This window comes from Microbulbifer sp. ABF4_148, assembly GCF_056158985.1.
In genome coordinates this window covers 261,170-281,309 of the sequence record NZ_JBSWUI010000001.1, presented here as the reverse complement: position 1 = coordinate 281,309, position 20,140 = coordinate 261,170, and the positions used below count along the sequence as shown (strand labels likewise).

The window sequence follows — 20,140 nt, the reverse complement described above, 5'->3', positions numbered from 1 at the left end:
GTGACTGAACAACTTGTTTACGGTCTGCACGCAGTGCAGGCGCTGTTGAAAAGTTCTCCGCAACAGGTGCAACAGCTGCTCCTGTTGCGCGGCCGCAAAGACCAGCGCTTGCAGAAAATCCTGCGTCAGGCGGAAAAAAATGCGATTGCGGTACGCTATGTGGACCGGCGTGCACTGGATGAAAAGGTCGGTGATGAAGGGAATCACCAGGGTGTCCTGGCCCTGTGTGTCGGGGATACCCGGGTTTACGATGAAAGCTTTCTCAAGGGGCTGCTGGGTGAGCTGGAGCAGCGCGGCGACGCGCCGTTTTTGCTGGTGCTGGATGGCGTGACCGATCCCCATAATCTTGGCGCCTGTTTGCGTTCCGCAGAAGCCGCCGGCGTGCATGCGGTGATTGCACCCAAGGACAAATCCGCCGGGTTGACGCCCACCGCGCGCAAGGTGGCTTGCGGTGCGGCAGAAGTCTTGCCGTTTGTGACGGTGACCAATCTCGCCCGTACGCTGCAGCAATTGCAGCACGCGGGTGTGTGGATCTACGGTGCGGCCGGAGAGGCCGAGCAAGATGTCTACCAGAGCCAGTTGACGGGTCCGATGGCGCTGGTCATGGGCGCCGAAGGCAGTGGTTTGCGTCGCCTCACCCGTGAACATTGCGATCACCTGATCAAGATTCCCATGGCGGGCGAGGTGAGTTCCCTGAACGTTTCGGTTGCCACCGGTGTGTGCCTGTTCGAGGCGGTACGCCAGCGTTCCACCTGAACCTGATGACGGGACCCGGCAAGCGCATTGCCTGGGGTCCCGCTCTCAATTCCCGACGACTCTCCGTCGCTCTCCAATTCCCTTCAACACGCTCCGCTCGGACCCTTTGCGCGACGCGGTTGGCACCAGATCGCAGTTTGCCAAAGTCGGCTGCGCCATTCTCCTTCGTGTCGCCGCGCGACTGCTAAATTAAATCGGACATGCGATGCCCGCAGGCCGCGCGTTTGGTCTGCAGGTCCTTTCATCGCCGCGCTCGCTTCGTGAGCGCAATCTGCGATGCTCGCGCCCGGATGATGCAGAGGAAGCGCGAAATGAGTGCTTGGCTATCTCGATTGTTTCACGGGCCCGCTGCGCGCGAAGATCAATTCGCGCGTCTGGTGCGGCCGCATATTCATTCCCTTTTTCGAATGGCCTTTCGATGGACCGGGGACGCGAGTGAGTCAGAAGATCTGGTTCAGGATGTCCTGGCCCGGTTGGTGCCCCGTCTCGATGAAGTCCAGAGTGTCGATCGGCTTGGCCCGTGGCTGGTAAAGGTGCTCTACCACCGCTATGTCGATCTCTATCGCAAAGACCGTCGTTCCCCGATCGATACCAGTCTGGAATGGGACGAACAGCTTTATTGCATCGAGCATGACCATGATGTGATGGAAGGCAGCTCGGGCCAGATGGAGTTGCGTCACGCGTTGGAACGGGCGCTGCTGCAGCTGGATGATCGATGGCGTGACGCCGTGCTGCTGCACGATGTGGAGGGGTATACGGTGCTCGAGGTGGCAGAAATTCTCGATATCAATGTGGGCACGGTGAAATCCCGCCTGCACCGGGCGCGAAAACAGCTGAAAAAAGTGCTTGAAGCGGGAACCGTTTCCGAATCGCGGGCGTGTTAAAGGGTATGGAGTAACACGATGGGCAGAGCGATGGATTGTGAGCAGGCACAGCAATTACTGCAGGCCAGGCCGCTGCGCAGAAATGCATTACTGCGCGCCCACCTGGCGGGTTGTGAGCGTTGCCGTACCTTCGCCAGCGATCAGCAGTTGATCACACTGTTGCAAAGCTCGCCCGGGCCCGCCGCGGATCCCACACGGGAAGAGAGAATCCTGCAGCGGGCGTTGAATAGCAGTCGACCGACAGAGATCTCCGCAGGCCCTGCGCTATGGCCGCTCGCAACCGCCGCCGCTGTGCTGCTGACCGTGCTTGTCATGCTGCCGTTTTCCCAAGAGACACGCGAAGTCCCGGTGTCGGCCTCCGTGCCGGTGCAGCCCGGACAGTCTGCTGGAATGGGTGCACCATTGGCGGAGAGTGGGCCGCGGGAAGTCTCCCAGACTGTCAGTGTGGTACTCGAAAGTGCCAGGGCGCTCGAAGGCGCGACCATTCGTATCGAGCTGCCACCGCACCTTTTATTAGACGGTTACGGCGGCCGGCGCGCGCTTGAGTGGCAGGCGGATATCGTGGCGGGATCCAATCGACTCGAACTGCCATTGCGTCGACAGCCTGGCGCGCATGGCGGTGAAATCCTGATAGAGATTGAACATCAGGGCGACAGCAAACGCTTGCGCCTGCCTGTGCCGCAGCCGCCTCCGCCGGAAGTCATCGAGAAGGCGCACGGCGAGCGTTTGCAGAAAATTTAATGCGTTTTTAACAAGGTGTCGGGAGCTGTCGTGTTCCCGTCGCGTCTGGAACTGTTTTGCTTGGTTCGACATTCGAGAGAGGTATTTGCAATGAAGTCGAAGATCAACGGGATTGCGCTGGGTTTATTGATTGCCACCGTCGGCAGTAACTGCCTCGCGCAGGTGGAGGCGAGCGACCTGGATATCACCATGACGGTCGTGGAAGAGGGGCAGGATGTCAGTGAGCTCCTGAATAATATCGAACTGCCCCAGGACGTGAGGGACCTGATAGAGAACAGTGCCGCTTTTGAGAGCGTGATGGCGGACGCCATGGAAACTGGCAGATTTGAATCCCGCGAGGAGGTCGAAGCCTACGTAAAAGAGATTGTGACCCGCAGCAATGAGGCGGCGATGAATGCACTGGCGGAAATGGACACCGCCAATGCATCGGCGCAGGAAGCCGCCACCATCGCCCGTGAGGCGGTGGAAGATGCCCTGAAAAACGCACTTTCCGGTGCGGAAATAGAGGGCATCGTAGAGGATATGACGCGCGATATTCTCGAGAACCTGCCCCAGGATGTACTCGACGAACTACCGGACAACTTCGACGCATTGATTGAGGAAGCCCTCAACGCACGCAAAGAGCCCGGTGAGAGCTAGTGCGTTGTTCCTCGCAGGGTAACCCTGCAGCAGTGGTCGTCATGGTGGTTTAGAGGAAAGTGCAGTGCGTAGTACAGTCAAGGGAATGGCTTCAGTCATGGCCGTTGTTGTGGCAATGGGATCTGCCACAGTCGATGCCGGAGCGGGTGATGCGGCCCGCGCATTCAAACAGGGGGATTATGAGCAGGCGCTGCTGCTCTATCGCGAGCAGCGTCGCGACAACAGCAGTGCGCGCCTGACCTACAACATCGGGGTTACGTTACACAAGCTGGGGCGTTATGCGGCCGCGGAACGCGAATTCCGGCGATTGCTGAAAGAGCCGGAGTGGCGACATCTGGCCCTGTTGAATCTGGGCAATATTGCAGAGAAGGACGGTCGCCAGCAGGTCGCGATTGGACACTATCGCATGGTGCGAGAGGAGGCTGCACCGGACAAGTTGCGCGCGCTGGCGGACCGCCGGCTACTTACCCTGGCGCGCAGTGAAGCTCAGGTCGACACCAAGCCCTGGCTGGCTGTCGCGAGCCTGGCGGCAGGATACGACGACAACGCTTACTCCTTGCAGAGTGAGCTACAGGTTGATGATTCGGCCGGGGCGGATACGTTCACCGAACTGTTCGGGTGGGGCCAGTACCAGTTGAGCGGTGATGCCGATGACGGCTGGAGAATTCACGGCTACGGTTTCGGCCGGCGCTACAGTGATCTCGACAGCCTGAATCTCACCAGCGGCAGTATTGCCCTGTCCCGCGACCTGACCTGGCGAGCCTGGCGTATCGAACTCGGCGGTGCCGCAGAAACCGCCTTCCTTGGGGGTGACAACCTGAGCCGCCAGTGGCAGCTGGTGGGGCGCCTGCGCCAGGATTTTGGCAGCGGCCGGCTATCGCTGTCATATATCCCCGCCTATTACAGTGGCGCCGACAATTACGCCTATCTGGATGGCTGGCGGCAGCGGATTGAAACCCGCTGGGAGCAGCCGTTGTGGGGGGTGGATATCAATACCTATTACCGCTTTGACCTGAATAACCGCGCCGACCTCGCCAGTACCGCGGGGGACTACTACAGCTATTCGCCGACCCGGCACAGCTTCGGCGGCGAGCTCGACTGGGGATTCATGCCGGGTTGGTCGATGTCGCTGGGCGCTGAGTATCGTCGCAGCGTATACGACGGTACCAACCGGCTCACCGACATTGACGGCACCGTAAAAACCCAGCAGCGAGCCGGCGACCGCTGGCGAACGTGGCTAGGCTCACAGGTACACCTGTCCCCCCGGTTGCGTATCGACGGCAAGTGGCTGTATCTCAACAACGACGACAACTATGACGTCTACTCCTATGACAAATCCGAGCTCAGCCTCGGTGTCAGCTATACCTTCTGATCCCACAGGGGCTGCGTGACCACGCAGCCCCTCCTTCGACGGCTGACCCTCGGGACCCCGCCCCGCAGTACCCCGGTATCGAGGCTCGGCCCCCCGCGATTCTGCGCTTTTATGACCCTTCTGTTCTCTTCGGTCATGTTTCTGACTGTGGGCCCTTCCGTCCCAAATCGATCAACTTGCAACCAGTTACGCAAGTGCATAGAATACGCCGCCCGCAATGGGACCCGTTTGTGCGTGGTTTCTGTTGTACTCCTTGCCTCACCGGATATCCGGGAGGCTGTTTAACCCGTAAGGAGCAAAAATGCGTCATTACGAAATTGTATTCCTGGTCCACCCGGATCAGAGCGAGCAGGTACCTGGCATGGTGGAGCGTTACACCGCTTCCATCAAAGACAGCGGTGGTCAAGTTCACCGTCTGGAAGACTGGGGCCGTCGCCGTCTGGCTTACCCGATCAACAAGATCCACAAGGCTCACTACGTTCTGATGAACGTTGAGTGTTCCGAGCAGGCTCTGGAAGAGCTGACCACCAACTTCCGTTACAACGACGCGGTGCTGCGTAACCTGGTGATTCGCGAAGACGAAGCCATCAGTGAAGAGAGCCCGATCATGAAGGCGGAGAAAGAGAGCCGCGAGCGTAAAGCTGCCCGCGCCGAGCGTGGTGAGCGCCGTGAGCGTTCCGAGCGTTCTGAAGCTCCTGCCGAGTCCAAGGAAGAGCAGTCTTCCGATAACGCCGCAAGCGAAGAGTAAGGGGATTATCAGATGGCACGTTTTTTCCGTCGTCGTAAATTCTGTCGTTTCACCGCCGAAGGTGTAAAGCGTATCGACTACAAAGATCTCGATACCCTGAAAGCCTACGTTTCTGAAACCGGCAAGATCGTACCGAGCCGTATCACCGGCACCAAAGCCAAGTATCAGCGTCAGCTGGCCACTGCGGTCAAGCGCGCGCGCTACCTGGCCCTGCTGCCGTACACGGACAGCCACGAGGCCTGATAGGCACTCGGTCTGTTTGTACGAGTAATTAGAGAAGTTATCTAGAAGTGCGCGCCCTGGCCGAATTCATCATGCGCGGGCGCATTCGCGCGATACTCATCACGATGCTGGGTATCCCGCTGATCAGCCCTGCGACACTGGCATTGGTCAGTCTCCGCAAGGGAACTGGCGAAGGTCTGGTCATACTGGCCTGGGCGTTACTGCCTGTGGTGCTGTTTGCGGCGAATGGCTGGACCTCGCCGCTGATGACCGGGCTTGCGGTCTGTCACCTGGTCGCAGTGTTTGTCGGATCGGCAGTGCTGCGCAGCAGTCGCTCATGGAGTGCCGCGTTGTTGGCACTGACCGCAGTGGCTGCAGTGGGCATGCTGTTGACGTCACACTTCAGTGGCGGTCTGTTGCAGACCCTGCTGGTGGCCGCGGAGGAATCCGGTAGCACAGTCCAGTCAGACCAGCTGCAACAGGTGTTTGGCAGCGAGCCGCTGGCCAGTGGTTACCTGGCGCTGGTATCGGCGATAACCGCCACTCTGGCGTTGGTATTGGGACGCTGGTGGCAGGGGGCGCTGTACAACCCCGGCGGATTCCGTAAGGAGTTCCACCAACTGCGGATGCCGTTGCCGGCAGCCGCTGTGGCGATGCTGCTGTGGGTCTACTGCCTGATGAGCGAAGACTACGTGTTCTGGGGCGCGGTACTGGCGTTCCCGATGGTGGTCGCAGGTATTGGCCTGATCCATTGGCTGGTGGCCCTGAAGGGCTGGGGACGTGGTCCCCTGGTTGGCATGTATGTGGCGCTGGTAATTGCTGCATTGCCGCTGGCTGGCTTCCTGTGTGGACTGGCGCTGATAGATAGCTGGATAGATATTCGCAGTCGTACCGCCGCCTGAGCGACGACTGCACAAGAACTGAAACAGAGGATTCCGAAATGGAAGTTATTCTGCTCGATAAAGTAGGCAAGCTGGGCAACGTGGGCGACCGCGTTGATGTGAAAGCGGGCTTTGGCCGCAACTTCCTGCTGCCGACTGGTAAGGCTGTTCCGGCGACTGAAGCCAACATCGCCGAGTTCGAAGCCAAGCGCGCTGACCTGGAAGCTGCTGCAGCTGCCAAGGTTTCCGCAGCTGAAGCTCGCGCCGAGAAACTGGCTGAGCTGGTAGTGACCATCGCTGCCAATGCCGGTGACGAAGGCAAGCTGTTTGGCTCCATCGGCACCCGCGACATCGCTGAGGCGATCACTGCGGCTGGCGTTGAAGTGGTCAAGGCGGAAGTGAAGCTGCCGGAAGGCGCTCTGCGTGAAGTGGGCGAGTACGACGTAGACGTACAGCTGCACGCTGACGTAGTGACTGCTGTTAAGGTAGTTGTCGAGGCTGAGTAAGCCCGACCGGGTCCGGCTGCGGCCGGGCCAGCCTTCGCGCGCGTGCGGGCCAGTTCCGCCGCAGAATGGGCACTGCCCCCCGAGTCGGGAACAGGGCGGGCGCTTATCTGTCAGTCGCGTTACAATCGGGCGCTGATTTCCCCTTATGGGATCAGCGCCCGTTTTGTTTTTGTCGGTCATACCAAGCCATGAACGAATTTCTGACCTCGCCAGAGGAAGAACTGCAGACTGAGGCTCAGTCGCCTCTGCCCCACTCGGTGGAAGCGGAGCAGTCGGTGCTGGGCGGCCTGATGCTGGATTCCAGCCGTCTCGACGGCGTCGCGGAGCAGCTCGCCGAGCAAGACTTCTTTGTCGCCAGTCACCGCCAGATCTTTACGGTTATGACCGAACTATCCACCGGCGAGCAGCCGCTGGATATTGTCACCCTTGCCGAAGCACTCGCCAGCCGAGAGCTGCTGGCGGAAGTGGGCGGTGCTGCCTACCTCGCAGAACTCGCCGAGAACACACCCTCTGCGGCAAATATCGTCGCCTACGCCAAGATCGTGCGTGAGCGCTCTATGCTGCGCCAGCTGATTGCGGCGGCGGGTGAGATCAGCCGTACCAGCTTCAATCCCGGCGGCCTGGCCTCCGAAGACCTCTTGCAAATGGCCGAGCGCCGCGTGTCCGAGATCGCCGAGGGGCGAGCCAAGGAGGGTGGCTTCGTCGGTGTGGATGACCTGCTCAAGCAGACGGTCGAACGCATTGACCAGCTGTTCAAGAGTGAAGGGGATATCACCGGCCTCAGTACCGGCCTGACTGAGCTCGACCAGCGCACCTCCGGTTGGCAGCCCGGCGAACTGATTATCCTGGCCGCCCGTCCTTCCATGGGTAAGACTGCACTGGCGCTGAACTTTATCGAGAGCGCGATGCTCAAGCAGGACAAGCCCACGCTGGTGTTCAGTATGGAAATGCCCTCCGATAGCCTGGTGATGCGGATGCTGTCCTCCATCGGTCGCATCGACCAGGGGCGGATTCGTAACGGCAAGCTGCAGGAAGAGGATTGGCCCAAGCTATCCAGCGCCGTGCAGAAGATGAAGGGCAAGGGGCTGTATATCGACGATACCCCGGCGCTGTCCCCCAGTGAGGTGCGTGCGCGGGTCAAGCGCACGGTGCGTGACCACACCAACAAATTGATGCGCGAGAACAAGCAGTTGTCCCGCGAAGCCGCCGAAGCCGCCGCCATGCCATCCGTCATCATGGTGGACTACCTGCAGCTGATGCAGGTCAAGGGCAGTACCGAGGGGCGAACCCAGGAAATCTCCGAGATTTCCCGCTCTCTCAAGGCGCTGGCGAAAGAATACGATTGTCCTGTCATCGCCCTGTCACAGCTGAACCGGGGCGTGGAACAGCGCCCCAACAAGCGCCCGATGAACTCGGATCTGCGGGAATCCGGAGCGATCGAGCAGGATGCGGACGTGATCCTGTTTATTTATCGCGACGAGTATTACAACGAGGACAGCCCGGACAAGGGGCTCGCCGAGCTGATTATCGGCAAGCAGCGTAACGGTGAGATCGGCACCTGTCGCGCTGCCTTCGTGGGCAAGTACACGCGCTTCGACGACCTGGCGCCAGAGTACTACCAGGACCACGAATAGCGCGCACCCAAGCCGTAGAAAAAACAGGGCCCGCGGGCCCTGTTGCTGTTTGTGGCAGAGAGAGCGTCAGAAGAAACCCAGCGGGTGAATATCATGGCTAACCAGTACATTCTTGGTTTGCTGATATTGTTCCAGCGCTGCTTTGTGGGTCTCGCGGCCGATGCCGGACTTTTTGTAGCCGCCAAACGCCGCGTGGGCCGGGTAGGCGTGGTAGCAGTTCACCCACACCCGGCCAGCCTGGATACCCCGCGACATGCGGAAGATCCGGTTGCTGTCGCGGGTCCAGATGCCGGCACCGAGGCCGTAATCGGTGTCGTTGGCAATCGCCAGCGCCTCGGCTTCGTCCTTGAAGGTGGTCACCGCGAGTGTCGGGCCGAAAATTTCGTCGCGGAAGACGCGCATACTGTTGTCGCCTTTGAGCAGGGTGGGTTCGACGTAGAAGCCACCGGCAATCTCCGAGCTCACGGATGCGACGCTGCCCCCCATCAGGAACTCCGCCCCTTCGTTGGCGGCGATATCCATATAGGTCATGATTTTGTCGAGCTGTTGCTGTGACGCCTGGGCACCGACCATGGTGTTCGTGTCGAGTGGATTCCCCTGCGTGATGCCCTTGGCACGCTCCAGTACCCGGGCCATAAAGTCCCCATAGATACTTTCCTGTATCAGCGCCCGGGACGGGCAAGTGCATACCTCGCCCTGGTTGAAGAAACCGAGCAACAGGCCCTCGGCACACTTGTCGATATAGTCGGTTTCCTGCTGCAGGATATCCTCAAAATAAATATTGGGAGACTTGCCGCCGAGCTCGACAGTCGATGGGATCAGGCTACGCGCGGCTTCCTCGAGAATACGATGGCCGGTGGCGGTGGAACCGGTAAATGCAATTTTTGCGATGCGGTCTGAACTGGCCAGCGCTGCGCCAATCTCGTTGCCATATCCATTGAGGATATTCACGGTGCCCGGCGGCAGCAGGTCCTGGATCAGTTCCATCATGACCAGCACCGATGTGGGTGTCTGTTCGGCGGGTTTGAGTATCACGCAATTACCCGCTGCCAATGCCGGCGCCAGTTTCCAGCCCGCCATAAGCAGGGGAAAGTTCCACGGAATGATTTGCCCGACTACGCCCAATGGTTCGTGGAAGTGATAGGAAACGGTATTGGCGTCCAGATCTGCGCTGGCACCTTCCTGCGCACGCAGACAACCGGCGAAATAACGGAAATGATCCACCAGCAAGGGAATGTCGGCGTTGAGCGTTTCGCGAATGCCCTTGCCGTTCTCCCAGGTCTCTACATAAGCCAGTGTTTCCAGGTTTGCTTCGATGCGATCAGCGATTTTCAGCAGCAGGTTGGAGCGCTCGGCCACCGAGGTTTTGCCCCAGCTGGTGGCGGCGCTGTGGGCGGCATCCAGCGCCCGCTCCAGGTCGGCGTCGTCCGAGCGGGGCACCTCGCAGAACGCCTCGCCATTTACCGGTGAGACGTTTTCAAAGTAGCGTTCGCTGAGCGGCGCCACCCACTCGCCGCCGATAAAATTTTCATAACGTGACTTGAACTCGAATAGTGCGCCCGGTGATCCGGGGTTGGCATAGATCATCGTGATGTCCTCTTTTGTTATCTTTGTGCGCAGGCGCGAGTCACATCATGCGTGTCGCCCCGATCCTGCGATGCAGTGGAAACAACGTCATCAACATAGGCCAAAAACCGAGGGGTGGTGTTGTTAGCGTAGAAGTCAGCGTCAGTTTTCATTCGCTTTATCGAAAACTGTGCTACGCGCGCGACGAACCGCGCTGTGTGAAGTGTATGTGGTGTTAACCGCCCGGTTGTGCCGGAAGGGAGAGGCTGAGCGGGCCCGGTCAGGCCGTGCTGCAGGGGCTGTGACGCCGCGAAGGGGTCACTCCTGGCGCTGGCAAAGTGCGTTGATATTTTGCGTCATCACCAGATCCCAGGGTGTTTCCAGTATCTCTACGGGGCAGACATAAGTGCCGTCCAGGTCATTGGCCGGCGAAAACTCCACTGTGCATCTGGCCGCCAGCGTTTTATCCACCGTCGTTAACGAACAGTCGACAGAAAACGCCGCACGCAACAGGCCGCAGGTAAAGTAAGAGCTGATTCGGTTTCGCGATTGTTCGATCCAGCGCGCTTTCTCGCACATCTCGAGCACAGACTCGAAATACTGGTGCTTGCAGCCGGTGTAGGTATCGAGGAAAGGGACGCGGCGCTGTCGCATGGTATTGCTGGCGCAGGGGCCAAAGACGATAAAGCGTCCCAGGTCGAAGCCGGGGGGGACGTCTGGCAACACCCCGGTTTCGTCGGCGCCTCGCTTTCGCCCGCCGGGGATCGAGGGGACTTGTGGCGCGTTCTTGAACTCCCGTTTGATTTTCTTGGACTCGACACTTTGCAGTTTGAGATCCGGGCCGTCGCGGTTCTGGGCTGTGACACTGCTGACCAGTGCACAGCTGAAGAGCGCGATGACCAACCCGGTTACTGTTCGCATCTGTGTCTCCCTGTGACTACGCCCTTCTCGATATCCCCTTATATCTAGTTAAGATCAATTGGCGCAGGACAGGCAAAAGCTGTGCCGCTGGCTTTTTTGCTGGCGCAGACGAAAACGGGCCCGCCAAGCGGGCCCGTTTCAGGCAGGATTTTGTAATGACCCGAATGATCAGAGGCGCACGACCACAAACACTTCACGACCATCGCGCTGCGTCGGCATAAAGTAATCGCTGCCGAAACGGTAGTACTGGACGCCATTGATGACTTCCGCCGAGTAGCCGGTCGGCAGGGTTTCCACGACGTCACCCGCTTTGTAACGATGCTGTACGGCGGCGGGTGCGGGCGCAGGTACGACGACGTAGGCATTGCGCGCGGGCTGCCACTGGTAATAGGCGTTGTCGTAGCGATAGTAGGTGAAGCCACCAATTTCAACGCGCACCGCACTCGCGGGCAAGGTCAGCACCTGTGCGCCGAGCGGTGCGTCGACCACCACATAACCGCCTGGCGTCGGGCGGTAGTAATAGCCGCCATGGTAATAGTAAGGATGCCCACCCACGGCCATCCGCACGTAGCCGACCGGTAGAACCGGGGCAATAAAACCGATAGAGATACGCGGACCACGGTGTCGGGGGCCGCGGTAATAGCGCGGACCGTGGCCAGGCCAGTGACCATAGCCCGGACGATGGTGGAAGTGGGCTGAACCGCTGCGCTCGAGGGTCGGCGTGCGGGCATCTGCCGAGGGCGTAAAGGCCAGGGCCAGTAACAGGGCCAAGGCGGCACTGCCCAGGGGTATCTTCAGCGAATTCATCTGACCTCCAGCGGAAGTAACTACTTACTATAGGTTGAATTTTAACCTGTCTAAGCTGACATCTTCCAGTCCCGGCGGTCAATTGTGGGTCGAAAAAGTGTTAAGAATGGTTGCGCTGGATAATCCCCATCAGACGATAGAGCAGCTGTGCGGCGGCGAAATCATAGGCGTGAAAGCCCTCGATGGGCGCGAATTCGAGCAGGTCGAAGCCGATGATCTGGCGCTGGCGGGCCACCGATTCAAACAGGTTCAGGGTCTGGTACCAGCCCAGTCCGCCGGGTACCGGGGTGCCGGTCGAGGGAAAGACCGATGGGTCAATACCGTCCACGTCGAGCGTAAAAAAGACGTTTTGGGGGAAATCCTCTGGCAGCGTGAATGCCTGCACGTTGGTTGGCACCAGCTCGTGGGCGTCCAGGTGGTGGACGCCGAACTGGCGGCGGGTTTCACGCTCCTCTTCACAGTAGGCGCGAATTCCCAGTTGGAACAGTGGGATCCCGGCCTCCACCACCAGTCGCATCACGCTGGCGTGACTGTGTCGCTGGCCTTCGTAGCGATCCCTGAGGTCCGCATGGGCGTCGATCTGCACCACACCGAAATCGCGCATGCCCGCGTCGAGATAACCCTTGATCACGCCCCAGGTAACCGAGTGTTCGCCACCGATCCCCACCGGCATCTTGCCCAGCGCCAGAACCTCACCAGTCGCGGCGGCAATGTTGTCCATGACCTGCTCTGCGCTGCCGTTCACGTTCACCGCAGTGCGGGTGTAGATGCCGAGCTCCGATGGGTTGGAAAAGTTATCAAAGGTTTCCAGCTGCCAGGAGGCTTCGAGAATCGATGCGGGACCGCTGGCGGTGCCACCTCCGTAGGAAACGCTCTCCTCATAGGGGATCGGCAGGATATGAAATAACGCATCTTCGGGCCGTGGCTGTTCGATTTCAGAACCGAGAAAGATCGGATAGTCGTCGTCTGAACGCATGCCGTGAGGGTTCCGGTTGAGAGGTTATGACAGTCGGTTGCGGAAGTCCGAGTAATCGAATTCGCGTACCACTTCGAGGGCATCGGTTTCGGAGTTCCACAGGACAATCGCAGGCAGCGGAATGCCGTTGAACGTATTGGTTTTGACCATGGTGTAGTAGGCCATTTCCTCGAATACCAGTCGGTCGCCGATCTTGAGCGGTTCGGCAAAACTGTATTCACCAATGCTGTCGCCGGCGAGACAGCTTTGCCCACCGAGGCGGTAGTCGTGTGGCAGTTCTCCGGGGCGTGACGCACCGGTGATCTCGGGACGATACGGCATTTCCAGGACATCGGGCACATGGCAGGTCGCGGAGACGTCGAGAATCGCCTGCTGACTACCGTTCCAGGTGAGGTCCACCACTTCTCCGACCAGGATGCCCGCGAACAGGGAGATGGCTTCGCCGGGCTCGAGGTACACCTGCACCTGGTGCCGGCTGGAAAAATCACGTACAGCGTCTACCAAAGCGTCTATCTGGTAGTCCTGCCGGGTAATGTGGTGGCCACCGCCGAAGTTGACCCACTCCATTTGTGCCAACAGGTCGCCGAACTTTTCTTCCACTGCGGCCAGGGTACGCTGCAGTGGCGCGAAGTCTTGCTCGCACAGGGTATGAAAGTGCAGGCCGCTGATGCCCGACAGGTCTTCCCCGTCAAACAGCGAGCGCACAATGCCGAGGCGCGAACAGGGCGCGCAGGGGTCGTACAGGGCGATGTGGCCCTCCGAGTGCTCGGGGTTGATCCGCAGGCCAAAACTCAGTTGGGGTCGTTTTTGTTGTGCGGCCAGGCAGCGCTCGCGAAAATGTCGCCACTGGGAGAAAGAATTGAAAATGATGTGGTGGGCGAACGTGAGAATTTCTTCGAGCTCGGCGTCCTTGTAGCCGGCACTGAATACATGGACCTCCTTGCCCTGGTCGCGCCCACCGTATTCCTCATAGCCGAGCCGGGCTTCATGCAGGCCGCTCGCACAGGTCCCGGTCAGGTATTCCGCCACCACCGGACCAATACGAAACATGGAAAACGCCTTGAGTGCGGCAAGGACCTTGGCGCCACTGCGGCGTTGCACATCCGCCAGCACGGCAAGATTGTCACGCAGCGCAATCTCATCCACGACGAAGCTCGGGGTCGGCACCCGGGTGGGATCAAAATTACCGAAATAATCCTTGCGCGGGGTCAGGTCCATAGCGGTGTCCTGGCTCGGCTTGTGCCGTTACTGGAAAGGCTTGTCCAACCAGACTTCCTGCCAGGGCAGGCCGTACTGGTTGAGATCTGCCATAAACGGATCCGGGTCCAGTTGTTCCATATTCCACACCCCGGGCTTCATCCATTTTCCTTCGAGCATCATCTTCGCCCCGATCATCGCGGGCACCCCCGTGGTGTAGGAAATAGCCTGAGACTGCACCTCCTTGTAACACGCCTGGTGATCACAGATGTTATAGACGTAATACACTTTTTCCTGCCCGCTGGTATCGCCTTTGGCGGTGCCGCAAATGATATTGCCAATACAGGTCTTGCCCTTGGTCAGCGGTCCCAGGCTGGCCGGGTCGGGTAACAACGCCTTGAGAAACTGAATCGGCACGATCTCCTGTCCCTGGAACTCCACCGGCTCAATGCTGGTCATGCCGACGTTTTGCAATACTTCCAGATGTTTCAGATAGCTGGCGCCGAAGGTCATCCAGAAGCGCGCGCGCTCGATTTCCGGCAGATGCTTGCTGAGTGACTCCAGCTCCTCGTGATACAGCAGGTAGATGTCCTTCTCGCCAATGCCCGCCGGGAAATCGAATACGCGCTTTTCTTCCATCGGCTTAGTCGTTACCCATTGACCGTTTTCCCAGTAACGGCCATTGGCAGTGATCTCGCGAATATTGATCTCCGGATTGAAGTTGGTTGCAAATGGCAGGCCGTGATCGCCGGCATTGCAATCGAGAATATCCAGTGTGCGGATCCGGTCGAAATGGTGTTTCTTGGCATGGGCGGTAAACACACTGGTGACACCCGGATCAAAGCCGCTGCCGAGCAGTGCCATCAATCCGGCTTTTTCAAAGCGCTCCTGATAGGCCCATTGCCACTTGTATTCAAACTTGGCTTCTTCGGGGGGTTCATAGTTGGCGGTGTCCAGATAATGCACGCCGGTCTCGAGGCAGGCATCCATGATATGCAGGTCCTGATAGGGCAGGGCCACATTGATCACCATGTCCGGCTTTATTTTTTCAATCAGTGCCACGGTTTCGCCGACGTTGTCGGCGTCGACTTCCGCGGTTTGGATCGGGCGGTCAATCATGTCGGCAATCTTGTCGCACTTGGCCTTGGTGCGGCTGGCCAGCGTAATGTGTTCGAAAACCTCCGGCACCTGAGCGCACTTATGCGCGACAACCTGGCCGACGCCGCCGGCGCCGATGATCAAAACATTAGCCATGGAATTTCTCCCCAAGCCTGATGGTGTTTATCAAACCGCGACAAGTGGCTCGCCGCTACTTCTCGAAATACGTATACCCACTCATGCTTACGGTATAGGTATGCAAAATCTGTTTGCGCTGCTGGGCCGAGATGCGTCCCTGTTTGACCGCGCGCTCTGCCAGGTTGCGAAAGCGCTCGAACATATCCTGTGGTCGAAATTCAACGTAACTGAGTACGTCAGAAATACTGTCGCCATGGATTTCCCGACTGTAGTCAAAGCTGCCGTCCTCATGGATGCGGACACTGACGACATTGGTATCACCGAACAGGTTGTGAAGGTCACCCAGGGTTTCCTGATACGCGCCCACCAGAAAGGTACCGAGAATATAGTCCTCACCGTCGCGCAGAGGATGGAGCGGCAATGTGTTGTTTTCATTGCGCTCACCGATAAAGCGGTCAATTTTCCCATCACAATCACAGGTGATATCAGCGATGATGGCGGAGCGCGTCGGCGCCTCGTCCAGCCGATGAATCGGCATCAGCGGGAAAACCTGGTCGATGGCCCACATGTCCGGCAGCGACTGGAACACGCTGACGTTGGCATAGTAGATGTCGGACAGCACTTCCGGCAGTGCCTTCAGGTCTGTGGGGATTTCGTCGACTTCATCGAGCAGCGCGCGAATCTTTTGCGCGCCCTTGAGAAACAGGTTTTCCGCGTTGGCACGTTCGCGCAAACTCACCTGGCCATGCAGGTATAGGGCGCGCACTTCATCGCGATAATAGAGGGTGTCGTTGTAGCTCTCCTGCAGATTGTTGGCGCTGGTGGCATGGACGGCTTCGAGTAGATTCCGCAGCATCGGGTGATCGTCTTGCGAAATTTTCGTGTATTCGAGTTCCACCGGTTCGAAGCGGGTGGTATCGAGAATGTCGAACAGCAATATTGACGAGTAGGCCACCGTGGCGCGGCCAGACTCGGTGATGATCACGGGATGCGACACCCCCTCACTGTCCAGCGTATCCATGATGGCTTCGACCACATCCACGCAATATTCATCGAGAGAATAATTTTTGCTATGGGTGTAGTTGGTTTTCGAGCCGTCATAATCCACTGCCAGGCCTCCGCCCAAGTCGAGATAACCCATGGCAGCGCCTTCTTCGACAAGATCAGCGTAGTAGCGGCACGCCTCCAGTACCCCGGTCCGGATATCGCGAATATTCGGCACCTGGGAGCCGAGGTGATAGTGCAGCAGCTTGAGGCAGTCGAGCATATCGTGCTCTCGCAGCTTGTCGACCATCGCAATCAGGTCGTTGCTGCCCAGGCCAAAAATACTGCGGTCGCCGCTGGTGGCATTCCAGTAGCCGCCGACCTTGGAGGCCAGTTTTACCCGCGCCCCAATATTGGGGCGCACCACTTCCCGTTCGGCACAGGCGATGATGGTATCAACCTCAGAAGGTGTCTCCACCACAAAGAAAACCTGAACGCCCAGACGCTGCGCCTGTAGCCCCAGATTGATGAATTCCTCGTCTTTATACCCGTTGCAGACGATCAGTGACTCGGTGTCGTCCAGAGTCGACAGCGCGGCGATGAGTTCGGCCTTGCTGCCGGCCTCGAGACCATGGTGAAAGCGACGGCCTGCGCTGGCGATTTCCTCGATCACCTGACTCTGCTGGTTGACCTTGATGGGGAATACACCGCGAAAAACATTGCCGTACTGGCTCTGCGCAATGGCTCGTGCAAAGGATTCATTCAGTCTGGTGACTTGCGCATCCAGCAGGTTTTCAATGCGGAGCAGCAACGGCATGCCGAGACCGCGGTCCATCGCACCACGGGCAATTTCCAGCAGCGATACCGCTGTTCCGGCCGTGTTGTCGCCAGTCAGTTTGAGTACCACCTCACCATCGTCGTTCAGGTCGAAATACCCTGCGCCCCAGTTGCGAATGCCGTAGAGCTCGGCGGAGTCTTCGCAGCGCCATTGCTGTATCTGCTGTCGCTTCATGAATCCTCATCTGCACATTTTTTCGGGCGGGAATCCTGGCGCCACTGAATGGCAAATACGATATGCCGGTTTTTGCAAAAAGCACCTGTCTTTTCGCTGAAACAATCAAATTCTTATTCGGCTTTTTGCTCGCCACAACAGCAGGGATTGCTGGCATTAAACCGTAACAAGATTAGTCAATCGGCGAGCACGGTCGAGCAGGGAGAATAAAAAAAGGCGGCCAGAGGCCGCCAAGTTGGGGTCGGAGTAAGGAGGGGTTGGGTTCAGTAAAATCCCGGGTTGGCGACGACGCGGAAACCCACCGCAATGTCGTCCCACTGGTAGTAAGTGTCATAGGCGACGTAATAGTCCCGTCCGGAGAAAGAGATGGTCACTGCGGTCGCCGGCAGGCTGTAGACCACTGCACCCATGGGCGGCTGGACGACCGTGTAACCGTGGCTATAGGGGCGGTAGAACACGCCATCGTTGTAGTAGAAACCCAGGCCGCCGACGTTGATGCTAATAAAGCTGGTGGGCAGGCGACGCAGGTGATAGCCATAGTGGTAATGCGTCGGGCGCCAGTGGTGGCAGCCATGATGGTGACGATGTCCGCGCTTCCATTTCACCCGACGCGGCCAGTGGTGAGGCTTGTGGCGGTAACCATGGCGGCGGCGGTCATGATAGTGGTTTGCCTCGCGATACCAGTCACGGCGTTCCCAATCACGACGGTTCCAGTCTTTCCGATATCCATCGTGTTGATCTTTATGCCGGTGGCCGTCATAGGCAGGACGATGCTTGCCCTTGTGATGACGGTCGCGATCCCGTCGCGGTTCGTGATGGACGACTTTTTTATGCACCACTTTCTTGTGCACTACTGTCTTGCGGTCGCCTTTACGGGGGCGATGTTTCTCAGACTTGTGCACTGTCTTTTCAACCACGACTTTCTTGCGCTTCTTATTCGGGCGATGTTGCTCGCCGCGGTGTGGTTTGTGCTTTTTCTCGGCCCGGTACTTGTCACCACGACGTGGCTTGTGGTCTGCGTGCGCGGCCCGTTCCGACTTGGGCACACCGCGGTACTGGTGTTTGCTGTCGCGATCTGCAAAGGCCGGCGCGGCCAGCAGCAGGCTGGCGGCGGCGAATGCTGTGATGAGTGTGCGCATGGGCTTCCTCCGGTGCCCGCCTGGCCTGATTGGCTGGCGGGCTATTTCTGTCACTGTGCGCACAGTGTGCCGGGGCGTCACTGAATCAAACCTGAACCGATCGCGTTGCCTGAAGAAAGCGTCGGACAGAAACCCGAGGGATTATTCTGTTTTGCCTGTTTTTTCGCTCATTACCCTCACGATCGCCGAAGTTGGGTGTATTTTCTGGTAAATGGCCCTGTGGGAATGTTGTCGCCCGCGGGCGCCGAGAGTATGATGCCGCGCTGATCAACCGTGGCAGAAATGATTGCTATGCAAGTATTCCATCACGTTGCGAGCCTGCGCGAGGCGCTGTCTGAAGCCCGCCGGGTCGGCAAGACCATCGGCTTTGTGCCGACCATGGGCAATTTGCACGACGCCCACATCGAGCTGGTAAAAGCCGCCCAGCAGCGATGCGATGTGGTGGTCGTATCGATCTTTGTGAATCGCCTGCAATTTGGGCTGAACGAAGACTGGGACAAGTATCCCCGCACCATGGAGTCGGATATGGCGCGCCTGCGTGGGGCCAATTGCGACTTCCTGTTCCACCCCGATGAAGCGGAGATCTATCCCAACGGTATGGATCAGCAGACCAAGGTGATCTGCCCGGCTATGACGGATGTCCTGTGCGGTGCCAGCCGCCCAGGCCACTTTGAAGGGGTCACCACGGTAGTGACCAAACTATTCAATATCGTTCAGCCTGACCAGGCGGTATTCGGTGCCAAGGACTTCCAGCAGCTGGCGGTGATTCGTCGCATGGTGGAAGACCTGTGTATTCCGGTGAAGATCGTCGCGGCGCCAGTGCATCGCGAAGCGGACGGCCTGGCGATGAGTTCGCGCAATGGTTATATCACCGCGGCGGAGCGTCCGCGTGTGGCGGTGCTCAATCAGGCGCTGAACTGGGCCAAGGGCGAGGTGGCAGATGGGCGGCGGGATTTCGCCGCGCTCGCAGAAGAGGCCCGTGCGCGTATCGAGGAGGCTGGCTTCCGGGTGGACTACTTCTCCATCTGCAATAGTCGCAATCTTGAGCCCGCCGCCAACGACGACACCGAGATTACTTTCCTCGGCGCCATGTATACCAGCGGCGCACGCCTGATCGACAACGTGTCACTGACGCTGACCTGAGACAAGAGGTATTTCCGTGCAGATCGAGATGCTCAAGTGCAAGTTGCATATGGCCGCGGTGACCCAGGCTGAACTCTGGTATGACGGCTCCTGCGCAATTGACGAAGACCTGGTTGAGCTGGCGGGTCTGCGCGAATTCGAGAAAATCGACATCTACAACGTCAGTAATGGCGAACGCTTTCACACCTATGTGATTCTGGCTGAACGCGGTTCCGGCATTATTTCCATGAATGGTGCGGCGGCGCGGCGGGTGCAGGTCGGCGACAGGGTTATCATCGCCTCCTATGCGTCCATGAGCGAACAGGAGGCCGATGTATTCAATCCACGGCTAGTGTACCTCGACCAGCACAACCGGGTGGAGCGGAGTACCAACACCATCCCGGTACAGCTGCCCGAACAGGCCTGACACCGCCCCTCGTTTTATTCTTCGTAAATGGCGTAAAACTTCTTCACACGGTCGATGGTTTCCCAGGTGCCTTCAAACCCTGCCGGAATACAGAAGGCATCCCCGGCCACCACCATTTCGCTGAGCCCATCGGCATCGGTGATGATCGCCGTGCCGTCGATGATGTAGCAGAACTCGTCTTCGCTATAACTGAGCTTCCATTTGCCCGCATCGGAAGACCAGATACCGCAGAAGAAATTCTCTTTCGCATTGGTGAAAAAGTGCTCGGTGAGCTGCCGGGGCATCCCGGTGATGACCTTCTCCTCAGCGACGGCACTGGCCTCGCGCTCGCCTTTGCCCTCGCTGATACGTAACAGTTTCTTATTCATCT

General features: G+C 58.6%; 21 protein-coding genes. 12 read left to right on the top strand and 9 right to left on the bottom strand.

Features of this window, described 5'->3' with window-relative positions; translation table 11 throughout:
* The 10 genes from rlmB (at window position 1) to dnaB (ending at window position 8,383) form a co-directional block, all read left to right on the top strand.
* On the top strand, window positions 1–756 hold the full coding sequence (gene rlmB / locus ACXAD0_RS01155) for a 23S rRNA (guanosine(2251)-2'-O)-methyltransferase RlmB (protein ID WP_475086512.1): 756 nt from the start codon (window positions 1–3) through the stop codon (window positions 754–756).
* Between the two features lie 311 nt (window positions 757–1,067).
* Window positions 1,068–1,640, top strand: coding sequence for an RNA polymerase sigma factor (locus tag ACXAD0_RS01150; protein ID WP_475086511.1), 573 nt, complete (start codon window positions 1,068–1,070; stop codon window positions 1,638–1,640).
* Window positions 1,641–1,658: 18 nt separating this feature from the next.
* On the top strand, window positions 1,659–2,381 hold the full coding sequence (locus ACXAD0_RS01145) for a zf-HC2 domain-containing protein (RefSeq protein ID WP_475086510.1): 723 nt from the start codon (window positions 1,659–1,661) through the stop codon (window positions 2,379–2,381).
* A 90-nt stretch (window positions 2,382–2,471) separates the two neighbouring features.
* Entirely contained in the window at window positions 2,472–3,020 is a 549-nt protein-coding gene (locus ACXAD0_RS01140) for a hypothetical protein (RefSeq protein ID WP_475086509.1), read from the top strand.
* Window positions 3,021–3,084: 64 nt separating this feature from the next.
* Window positions 3,085–4,392: a tetratricopeptide repeat protein gene (locus tag ACXAD0_RS01135; RefSeq protein ID WP_475086508.1), complete on the top strand. Its 1,308-nt coding sequence runs from the start codon at window positions 3,085–3,087 to the stop codon at window positions 4,390–4,392.
* Between the two features lie 301 nt (window positions 4,393–4,693).
* Window positions 4,694–5,140 carry a 30S ribosomal protein S6 gene (rpsF, locus tag ACXAD0_RS01130; RefSeq protein WP_475086507.1) on the top strand — a complete coding sequence of 149 codons (447 nt, stop codon included), beginning with the start codon at window positions 4,694–4,696 and terminating at the stop codon, window positions 5,138–5,140.
* A 12-nt stretch (window positions 5,141–5,152) separates the two neighbouring features.
* Window positions 5,153–5,383, top strand: a complete 231-nt coding sequence (rpsR, locus tag ACXAD0_RS01125) for a 30S ribosomal protein S18 (protein ID WP_067084304.1) — start codon at window positions 5,153–5,155, stop codon at window positions 5,381–5,383.
* A gap of 47 nt (window positions 5,384–5,430) precedes the next feature.
* Complete coding sequence (locus tag ACXAD0_RS01120) at window positions 5,431–6,264, top strand: hypothetical protein (RefSeq protein WP_475086506.1); 834 nt, start codon at window positions 5,431–5,433, stop codon at window positions 6,262–6,264.
* A 38-nt stretch (window positions 6,265–6,302) separates the two neighbouring features.
* Complete coding sequence (rplI, locus tag ACXAD0_RS01115) at window positions 6,303–6,749, top strand: 50S ribosomal protein L9 (protein ID WP_475086504.1); 447 nt, start codon at window positions 6,303–6,305, stop codon at window positions 6,747–6,749.
* 188 nt (window positions 6,750–6,937) lie between these two features.
* Window positions 6,938–8,383: a replicative DNA helicase gene (gene dnaB / locus ACXAD0_RS01110; protein WP_475086503.1), complete on the top strand. Its 1,446-nt coding sequence runs from the start codon at window positions 6,938–6,940 to the stop codon at window positions 8,381–8,383.
* A 66-nt stretch (window positions 8,384–8,449) separates the two neighbouring features.
* On the opposite strand, the gene ACXAD0_RS01105 is transcribed toward dnaB, so the two are convergent.
* The 8 genes from ACXAD0_RS01105 to ACXAD0_RS01070 all read right to left on the bottom strand — a co-directional run bounded on the left by ACXAD0_RS01105 (window position 8,450) and on the right by ACXAD0_RS01070 (window position 18,221).
* A complete protein-coding gene (locus ACXAD0_RS01105) occupies window positions 8,450–9,970 on the bottom strand; it encodes an aldehyde dehydrogenase family protein (RefSeq protein WP_475086502.1) in 1,521 nt (506 codons plus the stop codon).
* Window positions 9,971–10,267: 297 nt separating this feature from the next.
* The gene (locus ACXAD0_RS01100) at window positions 10,268–10,870 is read right to left on the bottom strand and encodes a hypothetical protein (protein ID WP_475086501.1); all 603 of its coding nucleotides are present in this window, start codon (window positions 10,868–10,870) and stop codon (window positions 10,268–10,270) included.
* 168 nt (window positions 10,871–11,038) lie between these two features.
* Window positions 11,039–11,677 (bottom strand): DUF6515 family protein, encoded by a 639-nt coding sequence (locus tag ACXAD0_RS01095; protein ID WP_475086500.1) that lies wholly within the window; start codon window positions 11,675–11,677, stop codon window positions 11,039–11,041.
* A gap of 100 nt (window positions 11,678–11,777) precedes the next feature.
* Entirely contained in the window at window positions 11,778–12,653 is an 876-nt protein-coding gene (speB, locus tag ACXAD0_RS01090; RefSeq protein ID WP_475086499.1) for an agmatinase, read from the bottom strand.
* Window positions 12,654–12,677: 24 nt separating this feature from the next.
* Window positions 12,678–13,871, bottom strand: coding sequence for a carboxynorspermidine decarboxylase (gene nspC / locus ACXAD0_RS01085; protein ID WP_475086498.1), 1,194 nt, complete (start codon window positions 13,869–13,871; stop codon window positions 12,678–12,680).
* A 27-nt stretch (window positions 13,872–13,898) separates the two neighbouring features.
* Complete coding sequence (locus ACXAD0_RS01080; protein WP_475086497.1) at window positions 13,899–15,104, bottom strand: saccharopine dehydrogenase family protein; 1,206 nt, start codon at window positions 15,102–15,104, stop codon at window positions 13,899–13,901.
* A 55-nt stretch (window positions 15,105–15,159) separates the two neighbouring features.
* Window positions 15,160–17,082, bottom strand: a complete 1,923-nt coding sequence (speA, locus tag ACXAD0_RS01075; protein ID WP_475086496.1) for a biosynthetic arginine decarboxylase — start codon at window positions 17,080–17,082, stop codon at window positions 15,160–15,162.
* A gap of 263 nt (window positions 17,083–17,345) precedes the next feature.
* Window positions 17,346–18,221, bottom strand: coding sequence for a DUF6515 family protein (locus tag ACXAD0_RS01070; RefSeq protein WP_475086495.1), 876 nt, complete (start codon window positions 18,219–18,221; stop codon window positions 17,346–17,348).
* Window positions 18,222–18,512: 291 nt separating this feature from the next.
* Here ACXAD0_RS01070 and panC point away from each other — a divergent pair, with 291 nt between their 5' ends.
* Entirely contained in the window at window positions 18,513–19,364 is an 852-nt protein-coding gene (gene panC / locus ACXAD0_RS01065) for a pantoate--beta-alanine ligase (RefSeq protein ID WP_475090278.1), read from the top strand.
* Between the two features lie 16 nt (window positions 19,365–19,380).
* Entirely contained in the window at window positions 19,381–19,770 is a 390-nt protein-coding gene (gene panD, locus ACXAD0_RS01060; protein WP_475086494.1) for an aspartate 1-decarboxylase, read from the top strand.
* 14 nt (window positions 19,771–19,784) lie between these two features.
* Here panD and ACXAD0_RS01055 read toward each other — a convergent pair whose 3' ends face one another.
* On the bottom strand, window positions 19,785–20,138 hold the full coding sequence (locus ACXAD0_RS01055) for a cupin domain-containing protein (protein WP_475086493.1): 354 nt from the start codon (window positions 20,136–20,138) through the stop codon (window positions 19,785–19,787).
* Window positions 20,139–20,140 lie beyond the last annotated feature (2 nt).